Here is a 24,675-nt window from a genome sequence, read left to right on the forward strand (position 1 = left end):
GGTCGATAACTAGCAAAGACCGATATCGCCCCGTCTTAGCCGTTATTCCGTAGGATCTTCTCGATCGCGGCGACCACCGGCAGGTCGGCGGACAGCCAGGGCACGTCGTAGAGCTCGTCCGGGGCCAGCCAGCGCAGCGCGAGGTGCTCGACCGGCTCGGGAATCCCCGCGCGAACGGCCGCCAGCCAGACCCTCATCACGTAGCCGTTGTCGAGCGGCCAGTCTCCGCCGACCCGCTCCCCCGGCGCGATCCGCACACCGAGCTCCTCCACGCACTCGCGGACGAGCGCGTCGCGCTCGGTCTCGCCCGGCTCGACCTTGCCGCCGGGGAACTCCCAGCGGCCCCTCAGCTCCGCGGGCCGCGACCGCTGCGCCGCCAGCAGGCGGCCGTCCTCGACGATCGCCGCCCCAACCACCAACCGCACCGGCTCCATGGTGGTCTACGTTAGGGCGCGCTTGAGCTGGGCGAGCACGGCCTCGTTCTCCAGCGGCCGGGTGAATCCGACGATGTTGGGCCGGTCGCGATACGTCGAGATCTTGATGGGCCCGCACCGGGTGCACCGCGCCTCGATCATCTTGCCCGGCGACACGATCATGCCGACGTGCCCGGGATGGCCGGCCGACGTGCCCGGCCCTGCGTTGAAGAAGACCAGGTCGCCCGGCTGCTCGCTGCCCTGGGCGACCACGACGCCGAAGGGGAACTGGCCGAACGTCGTCCGCGGGATCGACAGCCCCGCGTTCCGGTAGGCCATGTAGATGATGCCCGAGCAGTCGAAGGCGTCGGGGCCGGTCCCACCCCACCGGTACGGCTTGCCGCGCTGCGCCAGCGCGTATTCGAGGATCTTACGGACCACGTCGTCCGGCGCCGACGCCACGTACGCGGAGTCGCAGGCCGGGTCGGCCTCGGCCGGCAGCGCGATCTGGCCGGAGCCCGCGTAGCGGCGGGCGATGTCGAGGACCTGGTCGACGTACCAGGTGGCCCGGTTGTAGACGAAGATCGCCCTGGAGAGGTCGTCCGGGGCGCCGTTGCGCTTGAGCATCTTCGCCGCGCCGAGGATCGCGTCGGCCGGGTCGTAGATGTCGCCGTAGCCGTCGCCGTCGCCGTCGGAGGCGTAGCCGTTGATCCCCGGCTCGATCTTGATCTTGGTGCTGCCGCCCCACGTGCTCACGAGGAACTGCATCGGACCGGCCGCGCCCGCGTAGTTGGTGCCGCTCCGCACGCCCGGCAGCGAGGAACGGCCGTGGTCGGTCTCCCGCTTGCCGATCGCGGCCAGGACGTTCCACTGCACGCCGATCTGCGCGCCGAACTTCTGATAGAGCCGCAGGTAGTCGTCCGGGATGTCGGTGCGCGCCGTCTCCGACGCGCCCGTCACGGTCGCCGCCTCCGCGCAGTCCTGCGCGGAGCCGCCGCCCAGCAGGAGCGACGGCGGCGGGCTCATCAGGATGATCGAACCGAGCAACGTCATCGGCACGAGGACGGCGAGGGCGATGGCCAGGCCCCGCCAGGATCGGCCGCCCGCGGCGGCCCCGCGCGGCGGTGCGGTCACGGCTCGGTGTCCCCGTCCTGCCCGTCGGCGGCGAGTTGCAGGTCGTAGACCCGCCAGTCGGAGCCCATCTTGATCACGGTCACGGCGTACTGCTCGTTCTTGTCCTGCTCGCCGTTCCGGCTGGTGACGTGCCTGACCGAGTCGACGACGAAGATCACCTGACTGGCGCTGACGTCGCGGATCGTCGCCACCTTCGCCGTGGCACGCGAGACCACCTGGTCGGTGCGGTTCTGGTTGACCGTGGCCGGGTCCGTCATCGCTCGGGTGAGCTGCGCGCCGAACTCGTCGGTCGCGAACCCCTTCAGCCGGTTCGCGACCGCCGCGGGATCCTCGCCGTACTGGAAGGTCCCGTACGACGCGGTGAACCGGCGGGCCAGATCGGCCGCCGCGCCGAGCTCCTCCCGTGACAGCGGGAGGTACGCGTAGACGTCGAACGTCGCCGGGGTGGTGGCCACCTGGCTCGGCACCGGGGCGGCCGCCTGCGCCGCCGCGGGCGACGACGTCTCGGCCGGCTGCCCCGCCTGGTCGTCGCCGCTGGACGGGCTCATGGTGAGATACAGGCCCACGACGGCGAGCACCACGACGGCGCCCGCGAAGGCGAGTGCCTTCCCCCGGTCTCCACTGCCGCCGCTCATGATGTGGTCATCCCGCCGTCACTCCAGAAACTCCGGGGAACTCAGAACCGATCAGTCGCCGTCGCGGTCGGACGGCCGGGCCCAGAAGGGCGCGCCGGAGCCGCCGCCGCGTCCGCCGTCCCCGCGGCTGGGCAGCCACAGCGGAGGAGCCTCAGATCGCGGCCGGCTGGACGAGCCGCCGTCCCGCGCCGGAGCCGGCCGGGACCGGCCGGAGCCCTCCTGCCGCCGCGACGAGCCGCCGGACGAGCCCCGTGAGGAGCCGCCTGACGAGCCGCCGGAGGAGCGGGAGCCGCCGCCGAACAGACCGCCGCCGGAGGAACCGGACGAGCCCGAGGAACCCGCTGAGCCGCGCGAGCCGAAGAACCCGCCGGACGAGCCCCCTGACGAACCGCCTGACGAGCCCCCGGACCGGCGCGAGCCGCCGCCGAAGAAGCCGCCGCCCGACCCGGACGAGGACGGCCGGGAGGCCCAGCCGCCGGAACGACCGCTGAACCAGCCACCGCCGGGCGCCGGGGCGGCCCCGCCGGAGGACGGGCGCGGCTGCGGCGGGGCCGCGGCCGGGCCGGACCGGACAGCGGGAGCGGCCTGCGCGGCCGGGGCGCCGGCACCGACGCGCGGAGCGGGCCCGGACGGCACGGCGGGCGTGGCGCCGGAGGCGCGCACGGCACCGGCGGGCGCGGCGGGAACGCGGGCACCGGCAGCCGGACGGGGAGCGGGCACCGGCCGCACCCCGGAGAGCTTCAACGGGGGCGCCGACCCGGGACGCGGGGCGGCCACCCCGGCCTTGCGGCGACCGGCCGACTGTCCGTCGGTCTCCAGCGGCACCGGCTGGGCACCGCCGCGGGCTCCCGCCGCCCCCGCGGCGGCCGGCGAGCCTTCCTCCCCCCTGACCCGGCCCTGGGCGACGGTCGAGGCCGCCGCGGCGGCCGCGCCTCCGGAGGCCGCGAGGGCGGCCGCGCCGAGGACGGGTTCCGCCTTGCGCAGCCCCCAACGGGCGGCCCTCGCCGCCGCGACCGGCGGCAGCGCGTTGGCCGCGCGCGAGAGTGTGGGCGCGGTGGCGGCCTCACCCAGCATCCGGGTGGCGAGCGTGTGACCGTCCATCGAGGCGAACAGGTGCTGGAACGGCCGCCGGTAGAAGAAGACGGCGATCGTGAGCAGGGCCATGAACAGGATCTGCATGCCCCACGGCAGGGCCGTCGAGATGATCAGGGCGTAGCCATACACCAGGATGCCGAGCACGAGGGCGAGCACGGCCTGGCGGAGCAGGGTGCCGACCAGCATCTCCACCCAGCGCAGGGCGATGATGCGGCCGGAGCCGGGATGCACGCCGATCAGCAGGAAGACCGGGCCCAGCATCAGCAGCAGCAGGAAACCGACCTTGAGCACGAGCAGCGACACGGCGACCAGGAAGATCAATAAGCCGGCCACCATGGCGGCGATGAACGCGCCGATCGCGATGCCGAGACGGCTGGTCCAGTCCTTGCCCTGGAGGAGATAGAAGATCGAGGTGTTCTGCAGCGGCTTGACGATCTGGTCCTCGAACTGCGTCTGGTGACTGTTCCCGTTCGGCACCTGCCCGGCGGCCTGCTCGGTCACGTCGATGGCCTGGAGCCCGAGCAGCTTGGCCCCGAAGTCGCGGACGACCGGGGCGTTCGGGTCGGCCGTGGCGAACTCCCCCATCAGCCACGGCTTGCAGACGAGGGTCGACCACAGGGCGTCGGCGTTCTGGTCGACTCCCGGGATGCCGGTCCTGCCGTATCCGCCCGCCTTGACCTTGGGGCTCGCGTCGTCCTTGAGAGGCAGGCACGAGGCGCCGCCGGCGCCGGGCAGGCCGGAGAACGCGGAGTTGACGACCTCGCCCGTCTTGTCGGTGACCAGCTTGCCCAGCCCGGTGAAGTCGCCGGGACGGCTGAAGAACCAGGTGGCCACGGTGACCGCCAGCACCATCCAGATGATGCCCTCGGTCGTGGTCGTGGCCCGCTTGCGGATCAACCCGAACCAGGCCAGCCAGATCGCGCCCAGGATGACGATCGGCCGCAGGTAGGGCCAGTACATCGCGTTGGCCAGGTTGGTCACGACGTCGTCGGCCACGTCCTTGATCGGCTGGATCGGCCCCTCGGTGGCCGCCGCCTGGTACGTGCTGATCGTGAGCCGGTCGACCGCCTTGGCCCAGGAGAAGACCGTGTTGGCCCACGCGTTCCCGAGCACCGCCGTGACGTCCGAGCAGCCCAGGTCGTACGTGTGCCAGAACTGGCCCGCCATGCCATAGCGGTCGTAGTTGGTGAGCGGCTCCGTGCGCGGCGCCGCCGCGCCGTTGCCGGGGGCGGCCACGGCCGTCGCGCCGTCCGCGGGCGGCGGCTGGACCAGGCCGTCGACCCCGCCGCCCACCACCTCGGGGGCGAGATCGGACGACAGATCGCATGGCCCCACCGCGTTGGCGGACCCGGACGGGAAGACCAGGGGCAGCGTCGCGAACGCCGCGAACGCCACGAGCAGCAGGGCGACCCTGCGCCACACCCTCCCAGGCCTCCTCCGGATCTCACTTCCGGCGGGAACGCTCCTGCGCACGCTCACGACCGCACCTCCTGCGCGACCCCCGACCGAGTGGAGCCCCCATCAAGAAGATCATGCACGTTCTCGCCCGGCTTGTCGTGGGTCGGATTCGTGTCGAGCCAACGCAGCAGCTCCTCCGAAATCAGGTCCACCCCGATACGGCCCGCACGGCCGTCCAGATCCCGGAACACGCACTCCCCGTTGCCCAGGGAGCGCAGCACGGCCTTGTGTTCCTCGGACGGATCCACGCCGAGCAGTTCCATGACGTGCTCCACCTCGACCCGCTCGGTGGAGCGGAACGCGAAGACCGACGACAGACAGTTGGTCACCTGCTCGTTCAGCAGGTCGCCGGCGTTCTGGGAGACCAGCACGAGCGCCGTGTTGCGCGACCGGCCCATCCGGGACACCTCGGGCACGAGCTTGGCCCCCTCCGGGGTCGACGTGATCGCCCACGCCTCGTCCAGGAAGATCGCCTTGGGGGTGCGCCGGTCGAGCTCGTTCATCAACCGGCGGGCGAACTGCGAGACCAGATAGAGCAGCGCCACCGACAGCCGCTGCTCGTACGAGTAGTCGTCCCTGGCGGTCATCACGTCCGGCAGGGTGAGCCCGCCCAGCGTGAAGACCGTGGTCCAGCCCGCCGAGTCGATCTGCTCGCCGCCGGAGGGATCGAAGCAGAGCCGCGCCAGGTGCATCTCCGACATCGACCGCAGCACGGCCCCGAGGTTTTTCGACGCCGCGTCGGGCGACTGCTCCAGATGGTCGACGACCTTCCCGAGCGACGGATCGGGCTCGTTCGACACCGCGGCCACCGCCTGGATCATGGCGGACTCGCGCTCCTCCGACATCCGCGGCAGCAGCAGCCGCAGCGTCTCGGTCGCCATGGTCTTCTTCGCCGCGATGTCGTCGCCGAACGAGAAGGGGTCGAGCAGGCCGGGCGCGGCCGACCCGAGCGGGATGACCCGCGCCCTCCGGCCGCGCCGCTCCAGCAGCCGCACCAGCGACTCGGCGTCCCCCTTCGGGTCGATAACAGCGATCGTCACCCCGCGCAGGGCCATCTGGTAGATCAGCAGCAGCGCCAGGGTGGTCTTGCCGCCGCCGGGCTCACCGGTGATCGCGATGGCGGTGGGCCGGTTGCGGGTCGCGGCCACCAGCGGATCGAAGTGCACGATGCTGCGCGCCCGCCCCAGCGTCTCCCCGACGTACGGGCCGATCCAGCCGGCGTTCGACTCGTCGACCCGGTCGCCGAGCTCCACTGTCGCCGTCGCCATGCCCCCCGCGATCGTGCGGAGCGGCTGCCGCTGGGCGTACGCGTCCACCCGGACCCGCTCGCCCGGAAGCGCCTCGCAGAACAGCGAGAACTGGTCGCCGGTGGAGTTAACGACGTCGATGCCGAGGTCGCGGTAGTGCTCCACCACCGCCTCGACCCGCTGGACGCAGATCTCCTCGGTCGGCGCGCTCACGCTCAGCCGATGCCAGCCGTACACGAAGGGGAGCCGTTCCTTGGTGATGCCGTGTTCGAGCATCCGGGCCGCGTCGATCTGCTCGGCCAGCGCGAGCGGCGCCTCCGCGCCCGCCTCGCGGATGTGGATGTCCATGTCGCGGGCGTGCGCCAGCTTGCGGGCCACGTCCTTGCTCGCCCGCACCGGCGAGATCAGCCGCATCCGGCTGGAGACCTCCACCGGGAACGGAAGCTGGTCGGAGAAGTGCAGCCACGGCTCGCCGTCCGGGAACGGCATCAGATCGGGGAAGCGGGCGAACGACAGATGGGCCGTGTACGAGTCTCCCGACGGCTGCTCGATCCGCAGCAGCGACCTGCCGTTGTGGATCTGCCCCTCGACCAGCGCCTCGATCTCACCCCGGCCCCACTTACGCCGCGGGGTGGCGGACGCCGGAGGCTCCCCGAGCGCCCCGGCCGCGGCGTGCTGGAACAGCCAGGCGATCTCGGTGGAGGTGGCGTGGCGGGCGTAGAGGGCGCTCGACGCCAGCGCCCGCCCGAGCCGTTCGGCCGCCTCGGTCCACCGGGCGATCTCCCGCTCGGGCACGTGGTCGTCCTCCAGGCCGAGCGCCTTCTCCCCACGCTGGTAGAACCCGAACAGCTGGGCGAACACGCCGGTGCCGAGCTGGGCCCCCCTCGGCCCGAGCCGCACACCGAGGTAGACCTCCTTGCTCCAGAAGTCCTTCGCCCAGACGTGCCGGTACATCTCCTCCAGATACTCCCGCCAGCCCGGCCCCTCGTCGGAGGTCGCGTTCAGCGCCATCGCCCACTCCGCGGCCGGGTACGCCCGATGCGCGACGCGCAGGTGGACCTCGGCGTCGGGCATCCGGATCGCGGCGAGCGCGATCGTGATGTTGGTGGCGAGCGCCTCGCGCTCCTCCGGGGTGAGGAACTCGTAACTGACGGTCGGCAGCCGGAAGTAGGCCCACGCCGCCGAGTCGGCGAGGAGGATGCGATCGTCGAAGTACCGCACCGCCAGGCGACTGCGCGCCCTGCTCATCTGGCCACCTCCTGCTTCGCCTGGAGCGCGGCCAGGCCACTGACGATCACACCCGCCATGGCGACATACGCCCGGCGGCCTCCGGCCCGCAGATGGGTGACGTCGACCGGTCCCGGGCGCCCCGGTGCCAGCTCGTCCTCCCAGGGCACGCGGACGATCGCGCGGCACCGGCCGCTCGCGACCGCCTCGGCCTGTTCCACGTCCGGCAGGCTGCGACGGCTCACCCCGTTGATCACCATGACGGCCCGCCGCCGCAGGTCGGAGCAGCCGTGCCCGTCGAGCCACTCGTACGTCATGGCGACGGCGTCGGGCGCGTCCTCGCTGGCCGGGGCCACCAGCACCAGCTGGTCGGCGTACGGCAGGAGCCGGGCCGCCAGCGCGGCCGCGGGGTCGATCACGGTCAGCCGGTAGTGCCGGTCGAGGGCGGCCAGCGTCCTGCGCCAGTCGGGCAGGAACGCCCGGTCGGCGAGGCGCAGCGCCGTCTGGTCGTCGCCGTCCGCGCCGACCACCTCCAGGCCCGACTCACACCGCGTGGTGTACGCCCGCATGCCCAGGTAGCCGGTGACCGTCTCCGAGTCCTCCAGCAGCGAGGCGAGGGTCTCCGGCGAGTCGGCCGCGATCCGCGTGGTCAGCGTGCTGTCACCGGTGCTCGCGTCGACCGCCAGCACCCGGTCGTCGCGGTAGCGGGCCAGCGTGTGGCCCAGCATGAGCGCCGTCGTCGTCTGCCCGGCCCCGCCGGTGCAGCCCAGCACCATGATCCGCCTGCTCGTGGTGAGCGGCGTGCGGGTCCGCGCCTCGTCGATCTCCATTCCGTCGGTACGGCTGCCGCCCACGACCACCTGAGCGAGGCGCCGCCAGCCGCCGGAGGGGTCGCGCCCCACCACGGCCTCCACCCGGCGCAACCGGGGGGGCTCCTCCCCGCCGGGCCGTGCGGCCGCGGCCGGAGGCGCCGCCGGGCCCCGGGGAGCCCTCAGCGCCGGGCCGGACGGCACCGCGCGAATCGACACGTTCTGCCCGGATCCCTGGCCCGCCCCCTGCGCTGAGCCGGGCGCCGAGCTGGGCGCAGTGCCGGGCGCAGTGCCGGACGTGGATCCCTGCACTGTGCCCTGGCCGGACGCGCCGGGGCCGCGCAGGCCGGTGAGCCGGGGCGGCTGCCCCTTCTTGTGCTGCTCGTGGGCGGCCTGCCGCCAACGCTCCGCGTCGTCTCCCTGGCGCTCCAGTCCTTGGCGCTCCTGGAGGGGCTCTTCCACCGGCTCTTCCCGGCGCTCCGCGAGGAGCGCCTCACCGAGCGCGAATGCGTCACCACGCGCTTCACCGCGCGCATCCACGCTGTCGCCCGCACCGGCACCGGCGGACGCCGCGACCTCCTGGGCGGACTCCTCGCCAGGCTCCTCGACGGACCTCGCGACGGGCTCCACCACGGGCGTGGGCGGCCGGGGCTCTTCTGCCCTGACCGGCCGGGGCTCGGCCGACGCCGCGAGTCGGCGGAGGCGGCGCAGTGCCTCGGGACCGATGGGCGGGGCCTGTACGGCGCCCGTATCCACGGACTCGGACTCGGACTCGGCGGAACGGGAGCCCGTGGAGCCCGTGGAGCCCGAGTCAGTGGAGCCCGTGTCGCCGGGCTCGGCCGGACCGGAGTCGACGAGGCCCGTGGGCCCGGATTCAGCAGGGCCAGTGGGATTCAAGGGCCTAGTGGGATGGGCGGGGTCGGTGCGGAACTGCGGGGAGGCGTCCCGATGCTCCGTGGTCGGCCGGGCCTCCTCGGGCGCGCCCGGCTCCGCCGCAGGGGACGCTGCGGGGGGCGGCGACGGCACCGGCACGTAGACGACGTGCTCGCCCGTGGCCTGGGGGGCCGCGGGAGTTCGGCCGACGGCGACCGGGGCGTCGGCGACGGGGGCCGCCGCGGCCGCGGCGGCGGCGACCGCGGGCCGGACGACCCCCGGCGAAGCCGCGGACGCCGGGGGCTCGGCCTGGAGCGGTGCCGGCAGGCGTGCGGGCAACAGGCGTTCCGGCTTCGGCCGTCCCACGCCACGGGCGACGCGCGCGGGCCGTCCGCCCGCTCCGGACCGCGTGGCCGACTCAGATCGCGTGGCCGACTCCGACCGCACCGCCGACTCGGACTGCACGGGCGCCTCCGACCGCGCACCCGACGCTGACCGCGTAGCCGACTGCGACCGCACCGCCGCCCTCGCCCGCATGGGTGCCGCGCCTCTCGCCTTGCGCGCGGACCGCGCGGCCTCCCTCGGGGCGGCGGGGGCGGCCCGCCAGACCCGAGCGGTGAAGGTGATCTCGTCGGGCTCGTTCGCCGGCGACATGCGGCACCAGGTGCGCGGCTCGGTCATGTACCGCAGCTGCGACTGCAGGAGCTCGGTGAGCCGCTTGTTCTCGATGACGGGACGCGTCGACAGCCAGGTGAGGACCCCGGGCGGCACCAGATAGACGACATGCCAGGGCGCCTCAAGCGGCAGGCCGATCAGATAGAGGAGGAAGCACCACGGGACGAGGACGCCCACGAACACGCCGATCCAGACGACCGGAAGCGGCATCGGCAGCCGTAGGTCGTACAGCTTGTACAGCCGTTTCTCAATTCGCCATATGGCGGTATATGTGGGCAGATCCACCCCGAACCTCCTCTCCGCCCGTCACTTGATACCGAGCGCGCCCGCGATCGCCTTCGCCGTCACCTCGATGATGTTGGGAACGTAAAAGATCACACCGATCGCGATGGCCAGGATGATGAACTGCACGAACCTGGTGATCTCGCGAGTGAAGAGAAAGAAGATCGCCACGACGGACACCACGGCGAGGAACAAGGGGGCGAAGAACCGGCGGAGGAACTCGGCCAGACCTTCGGTGTTGATGCCCGTGGTCGGCGTCGGCGACGACGGCGTGGCCAGATCAAGTGTGTGGCTCACGATGCTCTGCAGAATCAACTCTCGCCCTCCCGGGGGTATGGATCAGCGATGTCATGATCGGGCATGCGCTACCCCACGGACCGATTCGCACCCTGAACATCTTTGACGAACCATTTGCCGCCCTGCTTCTCCACGGTGAGCTGGTACGCCTGCTCCAGCCCGGCGGGCTGCGCGCCCGGATCGGGTGACGGGGTGGCCACGGCGGCCTCGGCGCCCGACGACACGGCCCACACCACCACGGCGGTGACCTGCCTGCTGTCCGGATCGCCGGGCGGCACGACCACGTCCTTGAGCTCCGCGAGGGTGAACTGGCCGCTGAACCCGGCGACGGTGACCCCGTTGGCGACGTACCGCTGCAGGTCCACCTGGTTGCCCGCGGCGTACGCCTTGAAGAAGCCCTCCAGCTGCGGACGCAGCTCCGCCTCGGCGGCCGAGTCGCGGTCGGGGTCGGGGAGCTGCGGCAGGCCGGCCGGCCCGGGGGCGGGCAGCAGGGCCGGCTGCGCCGCGACCACGAACGTGCCGGCGTTGTAGTAGACGGGGACGGAGAGCAGCCCGCGGGTGCCCCCGGACTGGTAGCTCACGACCACGCGCGCCTGATGCTCGTCGATGACGGTGATGCCGGAGAACTGGAAGGCGCCCGCGGACATCCGGCCGTACCCGTTCCAGCCGAACTGCTCGTCGAGACCCTCCGGGCGGAATGCCTTGAGACGCTCCGCCCGCTGCTGTGGGTTCGAGGCGTCGTAGTTGAGGTAGACCGCGGCGAACTGACTGGCGAAAGCGGCGGCCTGCGTCACAGGGAAGGCCGTGCCGGTCGGCTCCGCCGGGGTCCGCGCGCCCTCGTCGCCCTGTCCCAGCCGTTCGAGCGGCGCCCGGATGCCGTTGACCAGGATCACGATGATCAGTGCCCAAAGAATGATCCTGCCGGTCCAGACGAGCCAGCGCCCACCGCCGCCGCCCCACGCGCCCTTCCGCGGCGCCATACGCCCTGCGGCGCCCACCCGATCAGAGTCCTCCGGAGGGTATGACTCTGGGTCGCCAGCGATCCGCGGATCCTGCTGGACGGTTGACCTGCGAGCCATCACGCCTCCGCTCGCGCCGATCCCCCCGGCTGGCGCGGTTTCGTCTTACTCTCGATCCGGTTAGCCGCATTGAAGTATTCACCCTAGCGGTCACGCCAATTCTTCCAGGTAAGCCACGCCCATGGTGCAAGCATCGCCGTGACCGAGCAAACCGTGTCTGGATCCCCGCTTGGAACGCCCTCCTCCATCCACTCGGCGGAAAAGCACGTTACGCCTGGTCAGCGACGACATCGATTACCTAACCGCCAGGTATTGCTGTCTCCGCAGCTCACAGAGGTATCGGACTTGCCCTCGCGGAACGTGCCCGCGACGCGCACCACGGGCACGACGGGCGCGCGACGGCCCCGCGCCCCCCACGGGGACACGGGGCCGTACGGCGCGGCGCCGTCAGCCCTGGTACGTCCGGGTGTGGATCGAGCGCACCCGCTCCTGGACTCTCGGAACGATCCGCTCGGTGCGGTAGGTGACCCGCTCACGCGGGTAGCTCATCCGCTCACCCCGAGGAATGATCCGCTCACTACTCGGAACGATCCGCTCGGTCCGGTACGTGACCCGCTCACGCGGGTAGCCCATCCGCTCACCCCGAGGGATGATCCGCTCACTACTCGGAACGATCCGCTCGGTCCGGTACGTGACCCGCTCACGCGGAACGATCCGCTCGGTCCGGTACGTGACCCGCTCGCGCGGGTAGGCGATCTCCTCGCTGCGCAGCCTGGGCGAGGTGCGGTACGTCACGATCCTCTCCTCGCTGACGACCGAACCGGGTGCGCGCCCGGCCCGCCGCTCCTCCGTCGCGATGCTCCGGCGGGACTGGGCCTGGCTGAGGCTCAGCTGCTCGTTCGCGAGCCGCTGCTGGCGGTTGAACTCCTCCTGCGCGAACCGCTGCTGCGCCCGGAACTCCTCCTTCTGGTAGCGCTGGGCGAGGGCGAGCTGGGCGGTCTGCTCCCGCATGGCGCGCTCCGACAGCTGCGGCATCGCCTGCGGCGCGAGGGTCGACACGACGACCTGCGACGTGGTCGGGAGGCCGGTGGGAAGGCCGGTCACCACGGTGCCCGGGGTGATGACCCGCGGGACCGTCATCGTGGGCGTGACGACCTGGGTGATGCCCATGCTGGGAGTGATGACCTGGGGCACGAAGGCCGGCGTGCCCATCTGCGGCATCATGACCGTGGTCATGGGCATGCCGGTCATGGGCATTCCGACCGTGGTCATAGTCGGGATCCCCGTGGTCGGGAGCCCCGCCTCGGTGTAGACGGTCTCGGACACGCCCGGTACGCCTGGCTGGACCTGAGCGAAGGCCGCGCCGCTCGTGAGCGCGACACCGCCCGCCGTCAGGGTCGCCGAGAAGAGGGCCGCGAGGGCCAGGCGCCTGGATTTGTCGTGCATGATCCCTCCTGTGGCCGATCAGGCCAGGTAGGTTTCAGGCCGCGATATCCCGAATTGGCAGAGAGTGGAACAGCCGAATAACGGCGAAAGAAATGAGAATTTCGCCGTTCCGCGCGGTCGATTCACCCGCATCACACCGGGACGGCCATATTTCGATCCTGGTTGGTGCTCTTCGAAGGCGTCTAGGGCGCTTGATGTAAGCATTCCCGCGAATCGGCGAGGAACTGAACCAATCCCGGCCGGGACCTGGAGGAGGTCGGCGCGGGTTTCTCACCGCTTGGCCTTGATGCGGGTCTCGGGTTGCCCCGCCGCCCGCGACGGAGCGAGAGCGGGGGCGAGGCGGGCACACAGGCCCGCCCTGGCCGCCGCACGATCGGCCCGGGCCCCCGCCCGGCACGAGCCGCTCGCGGTCCGGCTACACGTTGAACCGGAACTCGACCACGTCGCCGTCGCGCATGACGTAGTCCTTGCCCTCGATCCTCGCCTTGCCCGCCGACCGGGCCGCGGCCACGGATCCGGCGTCCATGAGATCGTCGAAGGAGACGACCTCGGCCTTGATGAATCCGCGCTGGAAGTCGGTGTGGATCACCCCGGCGGCCTCGGGCGCGGTGGCCCCCTTGCGGATGGTCCAGGCGCGGGTCTCCTTCGGCCCGGCCGTCAGGTACGTCTGGAGCCCCAGCGTCTCGAACCCGACCCGGGCCAGTTGCGCCAGGCCGGACTCCTGCTGCCCGACCGACTGCAACAGCTCCAGCGCCTCGTCGTCGGGCAGCTCCACCAGCTCCGACTCGATCTTCGCGTCGAGGAACACGGCCTCCGCCGGGGCCACCAGCGCGGACAACCGGGCACGCAGATCGTCGTCGACCAGTTCGTCCGCGTCGAGATTGAAGACGTACAGGAACGGCTTGGCCGTGAGGAGGTGGAGCTCACGCAGGTCGGCGAGGTCGATCCCGGCCCCCTTGGCCCCCGCGTACAGCGTCGTACCGGTGTCGAGGAGCTTGGCGGCGGCCTCGGCGGCCTCCAGGAGGACCTTGCGGTCCTTGTTGTTCCTGGCCTCCTTCTGCAGGCGGGGCAGCGCCTTCTCGATCGTCTGCAGGTCGGCCAGGATCAGCTCGGTGTTGATCGTCTCGATGTCGCGCTCCGGGACGACGTCGCCGTCGACGTGCGTGACGTCGGGGTCGGTGAAGACGCGGATGACCTGGCAGATGGCGTCGGTCTCACGGATGTTGGCGAGGAACTGGTTGCCCCGTCCCTGCCCCTCGGACGCGCCCTTCACCAGACCGGCGATGTCGACGAACTCGACCTTCGCCGGCAGGATCCGCGCCGAGCCGTAGATCTCGGCGAGCCTGGCCAGCCGGGCGTCCGGAACGCCGACGATGCCCACGTTCGGCTCGATCGTGGCGAACGGATAATTCGCGGCGAGCGCGTTGCCGCTCTTGGTCAGGGCGTTGAAAAGCGTGGACTTGCCGACGTTGGGCAGACCCACGATGCCGATGCTCAGGCTCACGTACGTGGAGTTTACGGGCCTGCGGGGGTGGGCCGGACATCGAAAGGCCGCGAACCGGCCGCCAATCCGCACGATGCGACACGGCGCCGCACGGGCCGGCCTGGGGCGCCATGGGGGGCGGCCTTGGGAACGGTGGTGCGCGCGCCTCCCCCTCCAGGAGGGGAATGCCTGAAATGATCCGGACGTGGATGTCGTCGCTCTCGCCCTGTGGTTCGCCGTGGGTCTCGCGGTCGGCGTCGTCGTCGGTTTCGCCCTTGCCCGGGCACGGGCTGCGGGCGAGAGCGCACAGGCGACGGTCGGGCTCGAGGTCAGGCTCGCCGAGGCCGAGGCGCGGGCGCGCGCCGCCGAGGACAAGGTCGCCTACGTCGAGAACCAGCTGTCCGAGCGCTTCCAGGCGATCTCCGCGCATGCCCTGGACGTCAACAACCTGCGTTTCCTCGAACTGGCCGAGAACCGGCTCAACACCACGAGGGCAGAGGCCGCCGGCGACCTCGACCAGCGCAGGCAGGCCGTGGAGAACCTGGTCGTCCCCCTCAGAGAGACGCTCGCCGAGATCGAGAGCCGCCTGAGGGAGAGCGAGTCCGCCGCCCGGGCCGCCCGGGCCGAGCTGAACACGCAGATGGAGTTCGTCCGGCAGAGCTCGGAACAGCTGAGGGCGCAGACGACGGCCCTGGTCCGGGCGCTGCAGCGACCCGAAGCCCGGGGACGCTGGGGCGAGTTGCAGCTGCGCCGTGTAGCCGAGATCGCCGGCATGGCACACCACTGCGACTTCGACGAGCAGGTCACAGCCCGCGGCCCGGCCGGTGTGATCCGCCCCGACATGATCGTCCGGCTCAGCGGCGGCAAGAGCATCGTCGTCGACTCGAAGGTGTCGCTGGCCGCCTACCTCGACGCGGCCGAGGCCGACGACCCCGATTTCGCGTCCGCCCGGCTCGACGCGCACTCCCGCCATCTGCGTGAGCACGTCGACCGGTTAGCGGCGAAGACCTACTGGCAGGCGTTCAGCTCGGCGCCGGAGTTCGTGGTGCTCTTCATCCCCGGCGAGGCCTTCCTCGCCCCGGCGCTTGAGCGCGATCCGGGGCTGCTGGAGTACGCGATGCGGCGGCGGGTGCACATCGCCACCCCCACCACCCTGATCACGATGCTGCGCACCGCGCAGTACGCCTGGCAGCAGGCCGCCCTCGGTGAGAACGCCAAGGCGGTGTTCGAACTCGGCAAGGAACTGTACGACCGGCTGGGCGGCCTCGGCCGCCACCTGGACGGCCTCGGCAAGGCCCTGACCAGGGCGGTCGGAGCGTACAACCAGACGATCGGATCGCTCGAGAGCAGGGTCCTGGTCAGCGCGCGCCGGATGAACGACCTCGGTCTGGTCGACGGACCGCTTGACAAGCCGGACGCCGTCGAGGAGGTCCCTCGGCTGCTCTCCATGCCCGAACTCGAAGGTGAAGAGCAGGTAAGCCCCCCTCCCTCCCATCGTCAGAACGGTAAATTGACGCGAGACTTGTCGTAAGGGGGCTCGATGACAGGCGCCGATCGAGCACGTATCAGGCTGACCGCCCGAGGAGCGATCGTCCTGCTCTTCGCCGTCGCGCTGCTGGGTCAGCTCATCCACCTGCCCGGCCTGGCCTTCGCCGCCGGGTGCCTGGCCGCGGTGATGCTTGTCAACCCCCGCGACCTCCTGCCGCTCGTGGTGACCCCGCCGCTGGTCTTCTTCGGCGCGACGCTGCTGGCGGAGTTGGTCCGGTCGCTCGGATCCGGCTCGCCGCTCCAGACGCTGGGGCTCGGGTTGTTCACCACGCTTTCGGGCGGGGCGCCGCTGCTGTTCGCAGGGTCGGCGGCGACACTCGCGATCGCATGGTTCCGTGGGCTGCCGGACAACGTCCGCGCGCTACGCGCCGGCCCGGGTGGACCCGCCCTCGCCACGCCCGGAACCCCACCGATGGCCACGTCTGGCGCCGTACCAGTTCCCTCAACCAGTGCCGCGCCAGATGCCTCACCCGGTGCCGTACCGGGCCCCGTGCCAGGCGCCGCACCAGGCCCCGCACCAGGCCCCGCACCAGGCCCCGCACCAGGCGCGAAGGCCACGCCGCGCGGCCGGCGGCGGCGCGGCGGGTTCGATCCTGAGCCGGAGGGCTACTTCGAGCCCCGCGTGTACGGCAAGCCCGCCGACGACTGAGGCCGTGTCCCGGCCGGCTGCATCGGCGGGGGCTTGCCGGGCCGCATCGGCAGATCCCAGCAGCTACGGCGGCGCGCCTCCCCTTTGCGTCCTATTGCTCTTGGCGTCCTCTTGGCAGCACGCCGGTTACGGGCGCAGGCCGTCTCACTGAGCCCCATCTCACTGAGCCCCATCTCACTGAGCCGGTCGAACGCGTCCGGCGGCGTGGCATTTTTGACGCACGTCGCCGACTGGGCTCCTCGTCGCGGCCGATGGATGTGGGCCTCCAGCTTCCTGGGGAACGCTTGGCGGTCTCCCGCTTTTCTGTCAGTCGCGGTCTGTAGTGTTTCGAACACAGGATCGGACTGGTGGTGGGGAGGAGGCGTTCCGGTGTCGGCTGTTCGTGACTCTGGCATTACCGGCTCCACGGATGCGGACGGCGGCGCGCGGGTGTCCGCGCGCCCCCGCGCGGGGTGTGATGGCGCCTCTTCTGGACCGGCTGGCCGTGTTCCGGTGGATGGGGTACCGGCAGATGGAGCGCCCCTGGGCGGGGTGTCGGCGGTTCGTGGAGTGCCGGTGGGTGGGGTGCCGCCGCTGCTTGCGGGGACGTGTCTGGATCCTCGCTTTTCCTCTCGTGGGCGGCCGGCGGGCCAGCCGGGCGACGGGGCGGAGCGGGCGGTGAGCACGTCGGTGCCGGAGCTTGACCCTTCGGGCGGCGCTTTGAGTGGTGCTTCGGGTGGCGGTGCCGATGCCCCTGCGGGCTGCGCGGACGGTGGCGTGGGCGGCTTTGTCGGCGACGCTACCGGTGAGTCGGCCAGCGCTGCGGCCGGTGACACGGGTGGTGACGCGGCCGGTGATACGGCTGGTGATACGGCTGGTGATACGGCTGGTGATACGGCTGGTGATACGGCTGGCGATGTGGACATTGTGCTGGAGTTGGCCGCTCGGATGGCGCGTCGGCAACCGCAAGACAGCGTGGCGATGTGTTTGCCGTCGGTTGAGAAGCTGATTCAAGCGATAGATCTGTTGAGTTCGGTGTTCGTGGCGCAGTTGCATCAGGTGCATGTCACCGGTGAGGCGAAGGCGTATGGGCATGCCTCGACCGTTTCGTGGCTGCGTTCAACCAGATCGAGCATTCCTGATCTGAGCACGCCCGCACCGGCCGCGTCTTCGCTGGGCACTCCCGCACCGGGTGCGCCTGCACAGGGCGCTGCTGCGCCAGAGGCGGCGGAGGTCGGCGCTGGGGTGCCGGGCGTTCCTGGGCCGCTGGCAGGTGCGGTGGAGGTCGGCGCAGAGACGCCAGGAACGCCGGGCGCGCCGGGAACGCCTGGCGTGCAGGGGGTGCCGGTGGTGGTGCGGCGTGGTCCGGGGATGACGGGTGCGCAGGCGTCGCGGTGGTTGCGGATCTCCGGTGAGGTGCCCCGGCTTCCTCTGGTGAAGGGCCGTTATGCGGATGGGTCCTTGTCCGGCGGGGCGGTGGATGCGATCACGACGGTGACGGCGAAGCTGACCGACAAGCATGCGGAGGAGGCCGAGCCGATCCTGGTGCAGTTGTCCGACAGCGCCTCCTGTGCGGAGGTCGCCAAAGCCGGCCGCTACATCCGCGAAATCCTGGACCCCGGCACCCTCGTCGAAGAGTGCGAGGACGATTACGCGTCCCGGTTCCTGCTGGTCCGCCCCTCCAGCACCGGCGGGATGGAGGGTGAGTTCCGCCTACCGCGGGAGGCGGCGGCTCGGCTGCGGTCGTTCCTGACCTCCTACGCCCGGCCGAAGGACAAGGACGACGACCGGCCGCTACGCGTCCGCCAGGCCGACGCCTTCGCCGCACTGCTGAGCGAGAAGGTCTCCACCGAACTCATCGTCCAGGTCCGCGCCGAATCCCTGCCCGACGACATCCTCGCCCCCACCGGCACACAGAGCCCCGGTCCGGACACGTCACCAGACGCAAGCGACATGCCCGGCATGGCAGGTGGGCGCGCCGGCGAGGCAGGTGGCGTGGCCGGCGCGGGCCGAGACGGTCCCGGGCAAGACGGTCCCGGGCAAGACAGTCTGGACGACGAGGTCGATCCTGACGAAGCCGCAGAGCTCGGCCATGCCGCGGGCTCCGGCCATGCTGCGGACTCCCACGACGCAGACCGTCAGGACGGCGTCAACGGTGAGGGCGACGGCGTGCGTATGGACGCGTGCCGGACATGTGGGCATGCTCCGGACCGGTTGGCGCCTGGGTTGCTGGTGGCGACCGGGCAGTTGCTGCCGGTCAGCGACGTTCACCGGTTGGCGCGGACCTCGCGGTTGACCCGGATGGTGATGGACGCCAAGGGTCAGGTCCTGGACATGGGCCGTTCGGTGCGGCTGGCGACCCCGGCTCAGCGGAAGGCACTGCTCGCGCAGTACGCCACCTGCTACTGCCAGGGCTGCCCGATCCCCGCCACCATGGCCGAAGTCGACCACGTCCAGGGCTGGATCGACGACGGCGTCACCAACCTCGACCTCCTCGCTCCAGCCTGCACCTTCCACAATCGCGACAAGTTCACCCACCCTGACCGCTACACCGTTCGCCGCAACCCCAACAACACCTGGACCCTCCTCCACCACCCCAACCGCCGCGGCTACGAGCGCAGCACCCGCCAACGCCCGGGATAAACACCGGACGAGCCACCCGGGGACCGGGGAAAGGCGCGGAGATAGGCGCCCGGCGATAGAAGCCTGGGATAGGGGGAAGCCCGGAGATAGGAGCCGGGAACAAGACACCCAGGATGGACGGCCGCCCGCGCGCAGACAGGGCCGCAGGCAGGGCGCGACACCGGGCGCAACACCGGGCGCGGGCAGTGCAGACGCTGGGCCGCGAAGAACGCTCACTTCGCGGCCCGCTGAGACACACCCCTAACAGACCCGCCGGAGCAGGGCCGACAAGAAGGACCGACACGAGGGGGGCTACAAGGCCGACAGCTGAGGCGGGCCGGCAAGACGGCCCGCTGAAGCAGCGGCCTAGCCGGCGCGCAGGTCGCGGCGGAGCTCGTGGGGCAGCGCGAAGCGCATGCTCTCCGGAACCGTCTCGACCTCGTGCACGTCGGTGAAGCCGAGCCCGGCCAGGCGCTCCAGCACGCCCTGGACCAGTTCCTCGGGCACGGAGGCGCCGCTCGTCACACCGACCGTGGTGACGTCCTCCAGCCACTCGTCCCGGACGAAGGAGGCGTCGTCCACCAGGTAGGACGCGTCGGCGCCGTAGTCTTTTGCGACTTCCACGAGCCGCTTGGAGTTGGAGGAGTTACCCGAGCCGACCACGATGACCAGTTCCGACTCGGCCGCGATCTGCTTGACGGCTGCCTGCCGGTTGGAGGTGGCGTAGCAGATGTCGTCGCTCGGCGGATCGATCAGGTTCGGGAAGCGGTCACGCAGGCGGGAGACCGTCTCGGTGGTCTCGTCGACCGACAGTGTGGTCTGGGACAGCCAGACAACCCTCTCCGGGTCGCGAACCGTCACTCCGTCGACGCCGTCGAGCCCGTCCACGAGCTGAATGTGCGCCGGGGCCTCCCCCGCCGTGCCCTCGACCTCCTCATGACCCTCGTGGCCGATCAGGAGGATGTCGTAGTCCTTCGCGGCGAATCGCTTGGCCTCGTTGTGAACCTTGGTTACCAGCGGGCAGGTGGCGTCGATGGTCTTGAGCCCACGACCGGCCGCCTCCTCGTGAACGCTGGGGGCCACACCGTGTGCGGAGAAGACTACGATGGCCCCCTCGGGGACCTCCTCCGTCTCCTCCACGAAAATCGCGCCCCGTTCCTCCAGGCGCTTCACGACATGGGTGTTGTGCACAATCTGCTTGCGCACGTAGATGGGCGCGCCGTAGCGGTCCAGCGCCCGTTCGACCGTTTCCACGGCCCGGTCGACTCCGGCGCAGTAGCCGCGCGGCTTTGCTACCAGGACACGCCGAGGCGTCTGGGTATGCACATCCATGTTCCTATGCTATGTGGAACGCCAGCTGCGCCTTGACGCCGGTCCGCATGACCGGATCTTCGAGCACACCACCTCCTCAGGAGTCACGATGTCCGTCCTTCGAGCCATGACCAAACCCCTACGCGATGTGCTGGGTAACCACGATCGGCTACGCGACAAGGCCAAGGACCTCCCCGTCGCCGCGTTCCAGGCGGCCCTCGCCGGAGTCGGCCAGGCACTGTTGCTCGGTGACCGCCTGCGTGGCGTGATCAAGCGCCTGACCGGAGCGGAAGAGCAGGAGGAGGCGCCCTCCGGCGCCACAACCGTCACGCGCCCCCCGATGGGAGAGGACGAGCAGGCAGCCGAGAGCCGGCCCGCGCGCCGTGAGCCCGTCATCTTCGCGCCTCGCCCGGCCGCGGAGAAGGCGGAGAAGGCGGAGAAGAGCCCCGAAGCCCCCACCGACGGAACCGCTCCCGCGGAAGCCCCCGCCGCGGAAGGCTCGACCACAGAGAGCAACACCACAGAGAGCAACACCACAGAAGGCCCTGCTGCGGAAGTCCCGGCCGCCGGCACGACCGCTGAAACCACCGCCGAAGCCCCGTCAATCGAAACCCCGGTGGCCGAAACTCCGGCAGCAGCGACCGCGACCGCGACCGCATCCAAGCCCACCAAGCCCACCAAGGCTCCGGCCGCCGAGCCTGCCGGGACTCCGGCGGCGGAGGCCGCCGCGGCACCCGAGCCCGCGCAGGCCACCCCCGCCAAGACCAAGCAGGCATCTGAGCCCGAGACCGAGACTGAGACTGAGACTGAGCAGGCCGCAGCGACCGCGCCCGCTGCGAGCACCGCCGCAGCTCCGAGCACCCGTAGCACCCCGGTCAGTCCGGTCAGTCCGGTCAGTCCGGTCAGTCCCAGCGCCCCGGCCGGAAACGGCCAGGCCGAGCCGCTGCCGGGGTATGCCGACCTCACCCTGGCGTCGCTCCGCGCCAGGCTGCGGGGCAAGTCAATCGATCAGGTGCGCGGCCTGCTCGACTACGAGAAGTCGCACCAGAACCGCCCGGAGATCGTCCGTCTCTTCCAGAACCGGCTGACGAAGCTGCAGAGCGAATCCTGACGAAAGCGTGCCGCCTCCGCCGCTTCCATCGGTGAGTGTCGGTGGGTGCGGCTAGCCTGCGACTGGGTACGGAAGACGGGCCGCGTCTCCGGTCCCGGGCGACGAGGGCGAAGGGGGCATGGTGAGCGCGAAGACGTCACCTGAGGCGCCGCTGCCGATCCGGTCGGTGCTCCAGATGGTCGCGCAGTGGATCGGCAAGCTGGGCACCGTATGGGTCGAGGGGCAGATCACCGAGCTGACCGCCCGGGGCGGCACGGTGTTCCTGACCCTGCGCGATCCGGTGGCCAACGTCTCCGCCCGGATCACCTGCGCCCGCGGGGTCTACGAGGCGAGCGTGCCGCGGCCCGTGGACGGCGCGCGGGTGGTCATGCACGTCAAGCCCGACTTCTGGGTCAACAAGGGTTCCTTCGCCTTCACCGCCCTGGAGATCAGGCCGGTCGGGATCGGGGAGTTGCTGGCCCGGCTCGAGCGGCTCCGGCAGGTGCTCGCAGGTGAGGGCCTGTTCAACGTCGACCGCAAGAGGCGGCTGCCGTTCCTGCCGGGCACTGTGGGATTGATCTGCGGCCGCGACTCGGCCGCGGAGCGCGATGTGCTGGAGAACGCCCGGCGCCGCTGGCCTGCCGTGCGGTTCCGGGTCGAGCAGGTGGCGGTCCAGGGTTCGTACGCGGTGGGCGAGGTGACCGAGGCGCTGCGCCGGCTCGACGCGGACGGCGAGGTCGACGTCATCATCGTCGCAAGGGGCGGGGGCTCGCTGGAAGACCTGCTCCCGTTCTCGGACGAGGCCCTGGTGCGTGCCGTGGCCGCCTGCCGCACGCCCGTCGTGAGCGCCATCGGCCACGAGCAGGACACCCCTCTGCTCGACCTGGTCGCCGACGTACGCGCCTCGACGCCGACGGACGCGGCGAAGAAGGTCGTGCCGGACGTCGGCGAGCAGTTGACGCTGGTGCGCCAGCTCAGAGACCGGGGCCGGCGGGTGCTGCGCGGCTGGGTGGAGCGCGAGTTGTCCTGGCTGGAGTCGGTCCGGTCCCGGCCGTCGCTGGCCGATCCCGTGCGGGAGCTCGACCGGCGGGCGGAGCAGATCGACGCGCTGCGCGACCGGTCACGGCGCTGTCTCGACTCGTCCCTCGACCGGTCCGCGGACTCGCTGGAACACCTGCGCGCCCGGCTCGTGGCGCTCTCCCCCGCCGCCACGCTGGAGCGGGGCTACGCCATCGCCCAGCGTCCGTCGGGAGAAGTGGTCAGGCTCGCCGCCGACGTGAAGCCGGGCGACGAGCTGACCATCCGTTTCAGCGACGACCGGATCGGCGTCACCGTCCTCCCGGACGAGTGACCAGGCCGGTCGCGAAACCAGCGGAGAGCGGGACCAGCGGAGAGCGGGACCACAGCGAGCGTGACCAGAGGCGTGCGGATCACAGCGAGCGTGACCGGAGGCGTGCCGGATCGGCGGAGATCAGAGGGCGAGGCGGGCGCCGTAGTCCTCCAGCCACCGTTCGAGCTGCAGCAGCCCCTCGAGTGAGGCGCGGGCGCCCTGCAGGCTGACCCCGTTCACCGGCTCGTCGAGCGCCTGGCGGACCTTGGCGGTGTCCACGAGCGGAGCGACGGCGAGATCCGTCCGCTCCAGCATGGCGGTCACCTCGGCCCGCAGGGCCCGCTCGTACGCGGGGTCCTGTGTCGAGGGGTACGGCACCTTGCGGCGCTCGATGACCGAGCGGGGCAGGACGTCGGCGGCGGCGGCGCGCAACAGGCTCTTCTCGTGCCCGTCGAAGGTCTTCATGGCCCAGGGCGCGTTGAAGACGTACTCGACCAGCCGGTGGTCGCAGAACGGCACCCGCACCTCAAGGCCGACCGCCATGCTCATCCGGTCCTTGCGATCGAGGAGGACCTGGACGAAACGGGTGAGGTGCAGGTAGCTGATCTCCCGCATCCGCCGTTCGAGACCGGTCTCCCCGGGCAGCCGGGGCACCTCGGCGATCGCCCGCTGGTAGCTGTCGGCGCGGTAGGCGGGCAGGTCGAGCTTCCGCAGCAGGTTCTCCTCCAGGAACTCGCCGCGGGTGCGGAGGTTCAACGCGCCGCTGAACACCAGCCACGGGAAGGTGTCGGCTCGCACGGCATCGGGGTCGTGGAACCAGCGGTAACCGCCGAACACCTCGTCGGCCGACTCGCCGGACAGGGCCACCGTGGAATGCCCGCGGATGGCCTTGAAGAGGAGGTAGAGGGAGGTGTCCATGTCGCCGATGCCGAGCGGCAGGTCGCGTGCCCGCAGCACCGCGGCCCGTACGCCCGGGTCCATCAGGTCGGCCGAGTCGAGGACGATGTCGGTGTGATCGGAGCCCACGTGCCGCACGAGGTCGTGGACGAACGGCGCGTCGGGCGTGTCACGCATGTCGTCCGGCTGGAAGTTCTCCTCGTAACCCGCGAAGTCGACCGAGAACGACCGGACCCGCCCCTGCCCGCGCAGCGCCTTCGCGGCCAGCGCGGTGACGGAGCTGGAGTCCAGCCCGCCGGACAGCAAGGTGCACAGGGGCACGTCGGAGATGAGCTGGCGCGTGACGATGTCATCGAGCAGCTCGCGGACCGTCCTGATGGTGGTGGGGAGGTCGTCGGTGTGCTCGCGCGCCTCCAGCCCCCAGTAGCGCCGCTTGCTCACGCCCTCGCGCCGTACGCGGACAACGTGGCCGGGACGCACCTCGTACATGCCGCGGAAGACGGCGCACTCCGGCGTCTTGACGAAAGAGAGGATCTCGCGCAGGCCGTCGGCGTCGATCACGCGCTCGGCCAGCGGGTTGGCGAGGATCGCCTTGGGTTCGGAGCCGAACAGGACGCCGTCGGGGGTCGGGTAGTAGTAGAGGGGCTTGATCCCCATGCGGTCGCGGACGAGCAGCAGTTCCTCGGTCCGGGAGTCCCAGATGCCGAAGGCGTACATGCCGTTCAGGCGCGTGACGAAGTCCTCGCCCCACTCGAGGTAGGCCTCAACGACGACCTCGGTGTCGCTCTGGGTGCGGAAACGATGACCACGCTGGACGAGTTCCTCGCGCAGCTCCCGGAAGTTGTAGACCTCGCCGCTGTAAGTGAGAACGACGGACCCGCCGGCCCCGGCCTCCGCCGTCATGGGCTGGCGTCCGCCCTCGATGTCAATGATGGCCAGACGCCGATGGCCGAACGCGACGTGCGGGGCGACCCACGTGCCTTCGGCGTCGGGTCCGCGGCACGCCATCGTGTCGGTCATGGCCCGCAGGATTTCCCTCTCCTGCCGGAGGTCGCGCTGATAGTCCACCCAACCGGTGATGCCGCACATGAAGATCCCTCCTGTGTTCGTCCTCCCGACCGTTCCGATCTGCAGTTGTGAAAACGTTTGATTAGCT

General features: G+C 71.1%; 17 protein-coding genes. 5 read left to right on the forward strand and 12 right to left on the reverse strand.

The features are described 5' to 3' along the window. Nucleotides 1-35: 35 nt before the first annotated feature. The 10 genes from JOL79_RS25275 to ychF form a co-directional block, all read right to left on the reverse strand. Nucleotides 36-434, reverse strand: coding sequence for a (deoxy)nucleoside triphosphate pyrophosphohydrolase (locus JOL79_RS25275; protein ID WP_210158383.1), 399 nt, complete (start codon nucleotides 432-434; stop codon nucleotides 36-38). Nucleotides 435-440: 6 nt separating this feature from the next. Then, the gene (locus JOL79_RS25280; protein WP_307848718.1) at nucleotides 441-1,547 is read right to left on the reverse strand and encodes a C40 family peptidase; all 1,107 of its coding nucleotides are present in this window, start codon (nucleotides 1,545-1,547) and stop codon (nucleotides 441-443) included. Then, nucleotides 1,544-2,182: a hypothetical protein gene (locus tag JOL79_RS25285; protein WP_210158384.1), complete on the reverse strand. Its 639-nt coding sequence runs from the start codon at nucleotides 2,180-2,182 to the stop codon at nucleotides 1,544-1,546. Before JOL79_RS25285 ends, JOL79_RS25280 begins: the two co-directional genes overlap by 4 nt. A 51-nt stretch (nucleotides 2,183-2,233) precedes the next feature. Then, nucleotides 2,234-4,699, reverse strand: a complete 2,466-nt coding sequence (locus tag JOL79_RS25290) for a type IV secretion system protein (RefSeq protein WP_307848719.1) — start codon at nucleotides 4,697-4,699, stop codon at nucleotides 2,234-2,236. A gap of 53 nt (nucleotides 4,700-4,752) precedes the next feature. Beyond that, nucleotides 4,753-7,230: an ATP-binding protein gene (locus tag JOL79_RS25295; RefSeq protein ID WP_210158385.1), complete on the reverse strand. Its 2,478-nt coding sequence runs from the start codon at nucleotides 7,228-7,230 to the stop codon at nucleotides 4,753-4,755. Beyond that, nucleotides 7,227-9,851, reverse strand: a complete 2,625-nt coding sequence (locus JOL79_RS25300) for a TcpE family conjugal transfer membrane protein (RefSeq protein WP_210158386.1) — start codon at nucleotides 9,849-9,851, stop codon at nucleotides 7,227-7,229. The genes JOL79_RS25295 and JOL79_RS25300 overlap by 4 nt, the downstream gene beginning before the upstream one ends. 21 nt (nucleotides 9,852-9,872) lie before the next feature. Beyond that, the gene (locus JOL79_RS25305; protein ID WP_372446811.1) at nucleotides 9,873-10,145 is read right to left on the reverse strand and encodes a hypothetical protein; all 273 of its coding nucleotides are present in this window, start codon (nucleotides 10,143-10,145) and stop codon (nucleotides 9,873-9,875) included. A gap of 68 nt (nucleotides 10,146-10,213) precedes the next feature. After that, on the reverse strand, nucleotides 10,214-11,125 hold the full coding sequence (locus JOL79_RS25310) for a conjugal transfer protein (RefSeq protein ID WP_230985439.1): 912 nt from the start codon (nucleotides 11,123-11,125) through the stop codon (nucleotides 10,214-10,216). A 486-nt stretch (nucleotides 11,126-11,611) separates the two neighbouring features. Further along, entirely contained in the window at nucleotides 11,612-12,610 is a 999-nt protein-coding gene (locus JOL79_RS25315; RefSeq protein ID WP_210158389.1) for a hypothetical protein, read from the reverse strand. Between the two features lie 415 nt (nucleotides 12,611-13,025). Next, entirely contained in the window at nucleotides 13,026-14,114 is a 1,089-nt protein-coding gene (gene ychF, locus JOL79_RS25320; RefSeq protein ID WP_210158390.1) for a redox-regulated ATPase YchF, read from the reverse strand. Nucleotides 14,115-14,298: 184 nt separating this feature from the next. On the opposite strand from ychF, the gene JOL79_RS25325 reads away from it, so the two are divergent. The 3 genes from JOL79_RS25325 to JOL79_RS34470 all read left to right on the forward strand — a co-directional run bounded on the left by JOL79_RS25325 (nucleotide 14,299) and on the right by JOL79_RS34470 (nucleotide 18,912). Further along, entirely contained in the window at nucleotides 14,299-15,624 is a 1,326-nt protein-coding gene (locus tag JOL79_RS25325; protein ID WP_210158391.1) for a DNA recombination protein RmuC, read from the forward strand. Nucleotides 15,625-15,633: 9 nt separating this feature from the next. Next, entirely contained in the window at nucleotides 15,634-16,290 is a 657-nt protein-coding gene (locus tag JOL79_RS25330; protein WP_210158392.1) for a DUF6542 domain-containing protein, read from the forward strand. 657 nt (nucleotides 16,291-16,947) lie between these two features. Continuing rightward, complete coding sequence (locus JOL79_RS34470) at nucleotides 16,948-18,912, forward strand: HNH endonuclease signature motif containing protein (RefSeq protein WP_210158393.1); 1,965 nt, start codon at nucleotides 16,948-16,950, stop codon at nucleotides 18,910-18,912. Between the two features lie 345 nt (nucleotides 18,913-19,257). On the opposite strand, the gene JOL79_RS25340 is transcribed toward JOL79_RS34470, so the two are convergent. Beyond that, the gene (locus JOL79_RS25340; protein WP_210158394.1) at nucleotides 19,258-20,223 is read right to left on the reverse strand and encodes a 4-hydroxy-3-methylbut-2-enyl diphosphate reductase; all 966 of its coding nucleotides are present in this window, start codon (nucleotides 20,221-20,223) and stop codon (nucleotides 19,258-19,260) included. 13 nt (nucleotides 20,224-20,236) lie between these two features. Here JOL79_RS25340 and JOL79_RS25345 point away from each other — a divergent pair, with 13 nt between their 5' ends. Both JOL79_RS25345 and xseA read left to right on the forward strand, forming a co-directional pair. Further along, the gene (locus JOL79_RS25345) at nucleotides 20,237-21,313 is read left to right on the forward strand and encodes a DUF8129 domain-containing protein (RefSeq protein ID WP_210158395.1); all 1,077 of its coding nucleotides are present in this window, start codon (nucleotides 20,237-20,239) and stop codon (nucleotides 21,311-21,313) included. A gap of 121 nt (nucleotides 21,314-21,434) precedes the next feature. Continuing rightward, on the forward strand, nucleotides 21,435-22,643 hold the full coding sequence (gene xseA, locus JOL79_RS25350; RefSeq protein ID WP_210158396.1) for an exodeoxyribonuclease VII large subunit: 1,209 nt from the start codon (nucleotides 21,435-21,437) through the stop codon (nucleotides 22,641-22,643). A gap of 120 nt (nucleotides 22,644-22,763) precedes the next feature. Here the strand turns inward: xseA and asnB are convergent, their stop codons facing one another. Further along, on the reverse strand, nucleotides 22,764-24,608 hold the full coding sequence (asnB, locus tag JOL79_RS25355; protein WP_210158397.1) for an asparagine synthase (glutamine-hydrolyzing): 1,845 nt from the start codon (nucleotides 24,606-24,608) through the stop codon (nucleotides 22,764-22,766). Between the last annotated feature and the right edge of the window lie 67 nt (nucleotides 24,609-24,675).

The sequence above is a fragment of the Microbispora oryzae genome, assembly GCF_017896165.1.
Taxonomy (GTDB): Bacteria; Actinomycetota; Actinomycetes; order Streptosporangiales; family Streptosporangiaceae; genus Microbispora; species Microbispora oryzae.